Here is a 9,940-nt window from a genome sequence, read left to right on the forward strand (position 1 = left end):
ATAGCTCTATTAAAAAAGATACAAACTTTTTTCATGATGTTTTGTGAGAAATATTGCAAACACGAAGAGAATCAACTACAAATTTAATTTTTTATTGATACAATAGAGTATGCGATATATGAATTGTTGAAAGAGTGATTAATTATGAATTGGTTAAAAAAACTAGTCAACCTGCTTACAGGTGACGAAGATGAATTTGAAATTGAAGAAAGTATTGAATCTAAACAAAATATGCAACAAGCTAAGGCGGACATCGATGTAGAACACTATGATAATTACAAGGCTGAAGCGAAAATTGCTTATCAATATCCTAAGGGGAATTTTAGATTTCCGATTATACCTGATGAAAAATTAGGAGTTCGTAAGGAACAGCCAAGAAGTAAACGTCAGTCAACCTTTACAACCGAAGAAATAACGCCAATCCTGAAAAAAACAGAGGCACCGACATTACCAACAAAAAGAACGAGAAGTAGAGAGACTGTTAGAGGTGTTGATACATCAGATACTGTACAGCCTAGAAGACCATTTCAACCTACTGCAATTCCATCACCTGTTTATGGGTTTCAGCCACGCCAGCAGCGCGAAAGAAAAATCAATCAAGAGCGTGCATCAGCAAATATGGCAACACGCTTTCAGAAAATTGAGGCCGACAATGCCGGTCCTGCAAAACTTCCATCAGTTTTTGAAAAAGATTTGTTTCAACTAAAAGAGATGGAGGAACAGAAAATAAATCATCTTCAGTCAAATGAACAAGAAGAGCAACAATTTACTAGAGAAATGGAAGATGAATTTGAAGTAAGTAAAACACTGCAGCTGGAAGAGGAAAAAACAAATGAAATTAATTCAGGCGAGGAACGAGAAGAGCAGCAATTTACTAGAGAAATGGAAGATGAGTTTGAGCCAAATGAAACACTGCAGCTGGAAGAAGAAAGAACAAATGAAATTAATTCAGGTGATCAAGAAGAGCGACAATTTGTTAGTGACTTGGCAGATGAGATTGAAATAAGTGAAACAATACAGCTGGAAGAAGAAAGAACAAATGAAAGTGATTCAGATGATCAAGAAAAAGTACAACAATTTGCCAGAGAATTAGAAGATGAGATTGAATTAAGTAAATCGCCACAGATGGAAGAGGAGTTATCAAATTCCATTGTTAATAGTAATGAAGAAGAAGTCTTTTTATTTGAAACAGATAATAATCAGAATGAGATCATGAAGGGTAGTTTTCCTTATCAAGCTCAAGAGGAAGGGATAAAACCAACTTCAAACAGGCTAGTTGAATCGAAAAATGAACATGATGTAACGAATGTAAAGCAAGAGGATGTCAAGATACAAACAGAGCAAACAACAGCTCATTTAGAAAAGAGGAAGCCTGCAAAAATTAATTCCTCAAAGCCGTTTAATGTCATGATGCTAGCAAGAGATAAACAGCGAATGCGTGAAAAGCAAAGAGAAACAAGCTATCAATTTCCGCTTTTAAGCTATTTAAATATACCTGACAAAGAAATGAATGAAGACAATTCTTGGTTGAATGAACAGAAAGAATTATTAGATAGTACATTACTAAATTTTAATGTACGAGCAAGTGTCGTAAATGTAACGCAAGGCCCTTCGGTAACTAGATTTGAGGTCCATCCTGAGCCGGGTGTTAAAGTGAATAAAATTACAAATTTAAGTGATGATATTAAGTTAAGTTTAGCTGCTAAAGATATACGGATTGAGGCTCCGATACCAGGTAAAAACACAATTGGTATTGAAGTACCAAATAAAGTAAGCAAAATGGTATATTTAAGAGAAATTTTACGCAGTACTGAGTTTCGCTCGAATCAATCGCCAATGACTGCTGTTTTAGGATTAGATATTTCAGGGCAGCCAGTTGTCACAGATTTAAAAAAGATGCCTCATGGATTAATTGCTGGGGCAACAGGATCAGGAAAAAGCGTATGTATTAATACAATCTTGGTTAGCTTGCTTTATAAGGCAACGCCACAGGAAGTAAAATTAATGCTTATTGACCCTAAAATGGTAGAATTAGCACCATATAATGAAATCCCACATTTAGTAAGTCCAGTTATTACAGACGTAAAGGCAGCAACGGCAGCTTTAAAATGGGCTGTTGAGGAAATGGAAAGACGCTATGAATTATTTGCTCATACAGGAACGAGAGAGATTACACGTTATAATCAGCTTGTTAAGGAGCATAAACAAGGGGAGCATCTACCATATTTAGTGATTGTCATTGATGAGCTTGCTGATTTAATGATGGTTGCACCTAATGATGTCGAGGAAGCGATAGCTCGTATTGCCCAAAAAGCTCGTGCATGTGGAATCCATTTAATCGTTGCAACACAGCGTCCATCTGTTGATGTTATAACTGGTCTAATTAAAGCAAATATACCTACAAGAATAGCGTTTTCCGTCTCATCACAAGTAGACTCTCGGACGATTATTGATGTTGCAGGAGCAGAAAAGCTACTTGGAAAAGGAGATATGCTATTCTTAGAAAATGGTTCATCAAAAGCTGTAAGACTACAAGGGACGTTCGTGTCAGATGAAGAAATTGATAGAGTTGTAAAGCATGTAAGACAGCAAGCAAAACCAAACTATTTATTCCATCAAGAGGAGCTTGTTAAAAGGGCAGCTATCCAGTCTGAAGAAGATGAACTCTTTATCGAAGCATGTGAATTTGTAATAAATCAAGGTGGAGCATCTACTTCTCTATTACAAAGACATTTTCGAATTGGCTATAATCGTGCAGCAAGACTTATTGATATGATGGAAGAGCAAGGAATAATATCCGAAAATAGAGGAAGCAAGCCTAGGGATATCCTTATTACAGAGGAAGAATTAGAGGTCATTCAAGGAGAATAGTGATCGTATGGTCAAAGGGTAAGGGTGAAGAATTCATGAAAAAAGGTCCTATATTGATTGGGGTAATGAAAGAGATTATAAGGATCGAAAAGATGGGTGAGAATGGGTAATATTATTGATTTTGAAGCAATTCGAAAAGAAAAAGAAGAACAGCTTCTTACCCTTACCCTAGAACATGCTAGTCAATTGCAAAATTATATCAATAAAAATGTGAATATTAGAGAAATGGTGAAAGCCAAACATATTTTTAATGCGAAAGTTGAACGTAATCGTTCAGTACCTTTTTCATCGTTGGAAGACTTGCTTTTTCAAGATTGGTTAAAGCATGATTATCTAACAATAAGAGGTACGACAATTTATCAAGAGTTTATCCATCAATTCTCAAAAGCTAATGGGATACATCCATTACAACAGGTTCTCCATGCTTTATTTATGGCAAGTGTACTTGAACCATTTAAAGTAATAAAATTTGAAGAGCATCATATATATGCAGAGAAAATATTAACAGGAGAACAAGCTTTTATATATGTAACTTCTCCTTTGGAAATCACAACTAATAAAATTGTATTTTTTCGCTCAATTCCAATTTTTACACAACTCCTCTGCATTAGTGACTTATTCGTAGTGGATGAAGAAAAAATGAATAAATTTTTCTTAGACTTTCATAAAAGTCAAGACAGTTGGCGTACATTTTTGAAGAAAAATGCGATAAAATATGTATGGAATTGCCCATGAAAGTAGAAATTTGAGACTTTTGAATTAAAGGAATTCATAGTCAAGATAACTTTCAAGTGATATAATATACAACCGTAAGCTTATTACATACGTCAGGGTTCGATAACGTAGGATAAGATTTATAAGGAATAATCAAAATATAATCAATATAAAAATTAGCTCTTATGAGGATAGTATAAGAAAAATAAGTGATTACTTTTTAAAGTGGTTTTTTGTTTTTCTAAAGGTTTCATATAGATGAGTTGCAAATCTAGATGAGCGTCATATACTGTCAATCAGATAGACGTTTGTTGGAGGTTCTATTATGACTGTTTATCATTTTGTTGGTATTAAGGGTACGGGGATGAGTGCCCTTGCACAAATTTTACATGACATGAATTATCATGTTCAAGGATCAGATATAGAAAAGAAGGTCTTTACACAAAAGGCACTTGAAGCTCGAAATATAAAAATATTACCCTTTGCTAAGGAAAATATTAAAGAAGGTTTAACAGTAATCGCAGGGAATGCATTCCCAGATACACATCCTGAAATTGAAGAGGCGAACCGCATAGGCTTACCTGTTATTCGTTATCACCGTTTTCTAGGGGAATTTATGGAAATGTATACGAGTGTTGCAATAACTGGTGTGCACGGAAAAACATCAACAACAGGTTTATTATCACATGTTATTCAAGGAGCTGAACCAACTTCTTATTTAATTGGTGATGGGACAGGAAAAGGAATTCCAAACAGCAAATATTTTGCCTTTGAAGCGTGTGAATATCGCAGACACTTTTTGGCATATAAGCCAGATTATGCGATAATGACAAATATTGATTTTGATCATCCAGACTATTTTGCTAATCTAGATGATGTATTTGATGCATTTCAGCAAATGGCTTTACAAGTAAAGAAAGGAATCATTGCATGTGGAGATGATGAACAGTTACAACAAATCCAAGCGAAAGTTCCTGTCGTTTATTATGGCTTTGGAGATGATAATGATTTCCAAGCAAGGAATATTGTAAAGTCTACTGAAGGTACAGCATTTGATGTATTTGTACGGAATACGTTCTATGGGTCATTTAAAATCACAACATTTGGTGATCATAGCGTATTAAATGCGTTGTCTGTTATTGCTTTATGTCATTATGAAGGAATTGACATCGAAATTATCCAACAGCGTTTGCTAACATTTGAAGGTGTTAAGCGTCGCTTTAATGAAAAAAAACTTGGCGATCAAATCTTAATTGACGATTATGCGCATCATCCAACTGAAATTAACGCAACGATTGATGCCGCAAGACAAAAGTATCCAGAACGTGATATAGTCGCCGTTTTCCAGCCACATACATTTACAAGAACACAGTCATTTTTAGATGAGTTTGCAGATAGCCTTCAAAAAGCAGACTATATTTATTTGTGTGATATTTTTGGTTCAGCGAGAGAGAATGCAGGAAAACTGACAATTGATCATTTGCTTGAAAAAATTAATAATTCGCATTTAATCATTGAAGAAGATACATCGGTTTTAAAACAACATGAAAATGCTGTAATCGTATTTATGGGTGCGGGAGATATTCAAAAATATCAAGAAGCATACGAAAAGGTTTTGGCATAAAGATATAAGATTTGCTGACTATATAAGAGGATTACCTTCGTAATGTTCTTATTGATGTCAGCTTTTTTATTGTAATGAGCCATTTAACTAGAGGGATACCTCGAATGGAGGCGAATCAAAATGGAAGAGGGACAAGTTGTATTAAAGGTTGATAATCTATGTAAGAATATTAAAAAGTCATCGATTATAAAAAATGTTAGCTTTGAATTGAAGAGAGGGGAAATATTAGGTTTATTAGGCCCGAATGGATCAGGTAAGACAACGATTCTTAAAATGCTAGTTGGCTTAATAAAACCAACAGCTGGTACAATTGTTATTGAAAATCAATCATTATCAAATCATTTTGAATATGCAATTCGCCATATCGGAGCTATAATTGAAAATCCGGTAATGTATGATTATTTATCAGGGTATGACAACCTTCTTCATTTCTTTCGTATGACCTCAGAATTTTCATATAATCGGATAGCTGAAGTAATTGAACTGTTAAATATGGAAGATTATATTCACGATAAAATGTCTACCTATTCATTAGGTATGAAACAAAGAGTTGGCCTAGCACAAGCAATTTTACATCAGCCTACGATTCTCTTATTAGATGAGCCAACAAATGGCTTGGATCCTGAAGGAATAATTAGCCTAAGAGAAATACTTAAACGTTTGGCAAGGAAAGAGAGTGTATCTGTTATCATTTCAAGTCATATTTTGGCTGAAATCGAAATGATTTGTGACAGTGTTATGGTAATTGATCAAGGGAAATGTATTAAAAAAGGACAGATGAGCGAGCTAAATAATGGAGACATTGGGAAACAGACCTACACTTTTACTATATTAAACAAAAATAATGTTCATGAATTACTAGAGGAATTATGTTCACCTTACAATATTCAATTCAAGGATCAGCAATTTACTTTAGACTTAATTAGTACAGAGGTTGCGATGATTAATAAAAAACTAGTTACTGCTGGTATCGACGTTATTGGTATTGAAAGGACAAGTAATCCTTTAGAGGCGTTATTTTTAAATACGTTGAGAGGTGAAGACAAATGAAAATGACATATCTTCACTTATTAAGAAATGAATACATGAAGCAGTTTAAACGTCCAAGAATTTGGATGTTTATCGGCTTTATGATCGTCATGAATATTATTGCTGGTTTGTTTTTTAAATTATTATTTCGACAAACTGACTTTACGTTTTGGGATTATATCCATGCAAGCTCCTATTTATTACTTGTCATTCAATTTATTTGTATTATCATTGCGGGTGATATCGTATCAAGTGAGTATGAAAGAGGTACTGTAAAGCTATTATTTACCCGTCCAGTTAAGAAGCTACATATTTTATCCTCTAAATATGTAATGATACTTTACTGTATTCTATTTTTCGTCTTGATGCAATTCGCCATGTCAGGTTTAATTGGACTAATATTCTTTTCAGATACTTTGCTTGCTTTGAGTGAGCAAGTGTTAATTAGTTTAGGGAGTTATTTGTTCACATTTATAGAAATGATTGTGATATGTACGGTTGCTTTTTGCTTATCAGCAATAACAAGAAGTAGCGTTATCTCCATAGCTGTTTCAATCTTTTTAGTGTTTACATCCAGTATTGTGATTACCTTATTACAGCATTACAAGTATGAAGCTGGAAAGTATTTATTATTTGCTAATTCGAATTTGATGCCATATTTTTTTGGAGATCCTTTATTTGAAGGGATGACACTCGTTTCTTCCATCGTGAACATTCTTGTCCATTTTATCTTTTTATTTTTCCTTTCCTATATTTTTATAGCGAAGAGGGATGTTCACGTATAGTCCCATAAGCTCTCTGTTGCGTTGTTGATGATTAATAAAAAGGGATAGTTGTTGCATGAATTAAATCGAAGTGCTAACTATCCCTTTTACTATATATTATTTTAGATTCTCACTATTTAACGCTTCTAACTCAGGAATGACAAATTGCCCATCTTTTCTAATGAGAACATCATCGAAATAAATTTCTCCGCCACCATATTCAGGACGTTGAATCATTACCATATCCCAGTGAATATTTGACTTATTTCCATTATAGGCATCATCATATGCTTGTCCTGGAGTGAAATGGAAGCTACCAGCGATTTTTTCATCAAAAAGGATGTCCTGCATTGGATGAAGAATATATGGATTAACACCAATTGCAAACTCGCCAATAAATCTTGCCCCTTCATCAGTATCAAATATTTTATTTATTCTCTCTGTGTCATTTGCTGTTGCTTCAATGATTTTACCATCCTTAAATGTTAATGTGACATTTTCAAAAGTAAAACCATTGTAAGGTGATGGAGTATTATACGTAATTTTTCCGTTAACCGAATCGCGAACAGGTGCTGTATAAACCTCTCCATCAGGAATATTCATTTGACCAGAGCATTTGATTGCTGGGATATCCTTAATGGAAAATGTTAAATCAGTTCCTTTACCTGTTATGCGAACTTTATCTGTTTTGTTCATCAATTCTACTAATGGATCCATTGCTTTATCCATTTTACTGTAGTCAAGGTTACAAACATCAAAATAAAAATCCTCAAATTGCTCAGTGCTCATTTTCGCAAGCTGTGCCATTGAAGCGGTTGGATATCGTAAAACAACCCATTTTGTTTTAGGCACGCGAATATCGCGATGAACTTTCTTTCCAACGGTAGAACCTTGAAGCTTCATTTTATCGTCTGAAACATCCGCAAATTCATTGATGTTATCACCTGATCGTAACCCTATGTATGCATCCATATTTTTCATTACTTCCGCTTCAAAATCAGCAATCATATTATATTGCTCTTCTTGCCCGCCCATTAACAATGCACGGTCAATTTGGTTGTCCTTAAGTGATACAAAAGGAAAACCTCCAGCTGCATATGCTTCTCTTATTAATGCAACGACTAATTCCTTTTGTAAACCGAAATTCTCGATTAGTACCTTTTCACCTTTTTGTAGTCGAATAGAGTAATTAATTAGATTTTTTGCTAAAGTATCAATTCGCTGATCCTTCAAAATTTATTCCTCCTTTGTTATTTAGGTTTTTCTATCAATATTGAAAAATTAGAAACCCTACAGTCTACATTATAGCAAAATAATAGTCACAAATAGAAAAATTCACCATAAGTAGTCTGCTAGAGCCTACGTGCTTTATTGTGCCCAATGTCAATCATTGCTTGTATGAGGGATAACTTGTAAAATAATACAGGAAGGGGTACGAATAATGCTTAATAGACTTTACCTATTCGTATTTATTTATGTTTATAATAGATGATGACGGGTATGGGTATTAACATAGGAGGTGTAAAAGTTGATTATTATCTTGTACTTAAGTATTGCATTAATAGCAATTGCATTCACGATTCTAGTTATTTACGTTTCGAAAACATTAAATGCTTTACAAGGAACATTAACAAATGTAGCTAGCACATTATCAGCTCTTGAAAAGCAAATGGAAGGAATTACATCGGAAACAACACAACTGTTACATAAAACAAATAATCTTGCAGAAGATATTCAACAGAAGTCTGAAAAGCTTAATTCTGTTGTTGATTCGGTGAAGGATATTGGGACAACCATTCAACAGCTAAATCAATCTGTGAAAAATGTTACAACATCTGTTGCTACCAATCTTGAACAAAACCAAGATAAGGTTAATCAAATTGCTCAATGGAGTAATGCTGTGATTGAATTATGGTCAAGATGGAAACAGAAGAAAGAATCTAAGCAAGTTGGTGAATAATAATAAATGTACATAAGTAAAGGAGGAAGTTTATTATGAGTAATCGAGATTTTATGATTGGTTCAATTGTAGGTGGACTTATTGGCGCAGCAGCAGCATTAATGCTTGCTCCTAAATCAGGTAAAGAAATTCGTGAAGAACTTGGTCAACAAGCGAATAAGATGAAGGAGCAATCTGGAAGATTTTCAGCTGAACAAATCTTTGAGAAAGGGTCAGATTTTGTAAATGTAGCAAAGGATAAGACATCAACACTTTCTCAGGTTGTATCTGAGCAATCATCTCAAATAATGAATAAAGTTCGAGATATTACGAAAAACTCGAATGGACAAGCTAATGAGGTAATTGAAAATATGGTTGGGGATGCATTGGAACAAATTGCTGATGATTTAACGGAACCAAATACGAAAGATACTAATGCAAATTCACAGCCATCTGAGAACGAAAACAAACAAACGCTATAAAAAGTTAAAACTTAGAGGGTGAGAGAGTGAGCAATAAACCGATTGCAACAATTGAGGAATTTGAAGAGTTATTTAACAAACACGATGAATTTTTATTTATGAAAAATAGCCTAACGTGTCCAATCAGTCAGGCTGCATATGAAGAATTTATTGACTTTACAGAGAAGCATCAAGACTATCCTAGCTACCATCTACATGTTCAAGAGGCTAGACCACTTTCAAATTATATTGCAGAAACATATCATATTAAACACGAATCTCCGCAGGCTCTATTATTTAAAGGGAAAGAAGTTAAGTGGAATGCATCACATTGGAAAATTACCTATGATGCATTGAAAAAGGAAACCGCTCAGTAAAAAAAAGAAGATGGTTGCATATAAGTGCAAAATCCATCTTCTTTTTTTTGTGAAAAAGAAAACCCTAGGCTAGGCCTAGGGTTCCAAAAAGCTTTCAGCGTGGTATTAAAAAAACTCTTCCGTGGTGCTAAAATATTTTTGGTTCCCCAACCAAAATATGA

At 34.1% G+C, this 9,940-nt stretch carries 9 protein-coding genes; 8 read left to right on the forward strand and 1 reads right to left on the reverse strand.

Going from position 1 to position 9,940, the window contains the following annotated elements; translation table 11 throughout:
• Positions 1-144: 144 nt before the first annotated feature.
• The 5 genes from ACTJJ9_RS18325 (at position 145) to ACTJJ9_RS18345 (ending at position 7,023) form a co-directional block, all read left to right on the forward strand.
• The gene (locus ACTJJ9_RS18325) at positions 145-2,871 is read left to right on the forward strand and encodes a DNA translocase FtsK (protein WP_145584199.1); all 2,727 of its coding nucleotides are present in this window, start codon (positions 145-147) and stop codon (positions 2,869-2,871) included.
• 102 nt (positions 2,872-2,973) lie between these two features.
• The gene (locus tag ACTJJ9_RS18330) at positions 2,974-3,606 is read left to right on the forward strand and encodes a hypothetical protein (protein ID WP_145584197.1); all 633 of its coding nucleotides are present in this window, start codon (positions 2,974-2,976) and stop codon (positions 3,604-3,606) included.
• 304 nt (positions 3,607-3,910) lie between these two features.
• Positions 3,911-5,209 carry a UDP-N-acetylmuramate--L-alanine ligase gene (murC, locus tag ACTJJ9_RS18335; RefSeq protein ID WP_145584195.1) on the forward strand — a complete coding sequence of 433 codons (1,299 nt, stop codon included), beginning with the start codon at positions 3,911-3,913 and terminating at the stop codon, positions 5,207-5,209.
• Between the two features lie 120 nt (positions 5,210-5,329).
• The gene (locus tag ACTJJ9_RS18340; protein ID WP_440768799.1) at positions 5,330-6,259 is read left to right on the forward strand and encodes an ABC transporter ATP-binding protein; all 930 of its coding nucleotides are present in this window, start codon (positions 5,330-5,332) and stop codon (positions 6,257-6,259) included.
• Positions 6,256-7,023 (forward strand): ABC transporter permease, encoded by a 768-nt coding sequence (locus ACTJJ9_RS18345; protein WP_145584191.1) that lies wholly within the window; start codon positions 6,256-6,258, stop codon positions 7,021-7,023. Before ACTJJ9_RS18340 ends, ACTJJ9_RS18345 begins: the two co-directional genes overlap by 4 nt.
• Before the next feature lie 96 nt (positions 7,024-7,119).
• On the opposite strand, the gene ACTJJ9_RS18350 is transcribed toward ACTJJ9_RS18345, so the two are convergent.
• Positions 7,120-8,235, reverse strand: a complete 1,116-nt coding sequence (locus ACTJJ9_RS18350) for an aminopeptidase (protein WP_145584189.1) — start codon at positions 8,233-8,235, stop codon at positions 7,120-7,122.
• A 295-nt stretch (positions 8,236-8,530) separates the two neighbouring features.
• Here ACTJJ9_RS18350 and ACTJJ9_RS18355 point away from each other — a divergent pair, with 295 nt between their 5' ends.
• Genes ACTJJ9_RS18355 through ytxJ form a run of 3 tightly spaced genes read left to right on the forward strand, consistent with a single transcriptional unit; the run spans position 8,531 to position 9,779 of the window.
• On the forward strand, positions 8,531-8,962 hold the full coding sequence (locus ACTJJ9_RS18355) for a DUF948 domain-containing protein (RefSeq protein WP_145584187.1): 432 nt from the start codon (positions 8,531-8,533) through the stop codon (positions 8,960-8,962).
• 35 nt (positions 8,963-8,997) lie between these two features.
• Positions 8,998-9,423, forward strand: a complete 426-nt coding sequence (locus ACTJJ9_RS18360; RefSeq protein ID WP_145584184.1) for a YtxH domain-containing protein — start codon at positions 8,998-9,000, stop codon at positions 9,421-9,423.
• Positions 9,424-9,449: 26 nt separating this feature from the next.
• Complete coding sequence (gene ytxJ / locus ACTJJ9_RS18365; RefSeq protein ID WP_095303368.1) at positions 9,450-9,779, forward strand: bacillithiol system redox-active protein YtxJ; 330 nt, start codon at positions 9,450-9,452, stop codon at positions 9,777-9,779.
• Positions 9,780-9,940 lie beyond the last annotated feature (161 nt).

This window comes from Metabacillus sp. 22489, from assembly GCF_052044855.1.
Lineage (GTDB): Bacteria > Bacillota > Bacilli > Bacillales > Bacillaceae > Metabacillus > Metabacillus niabensis.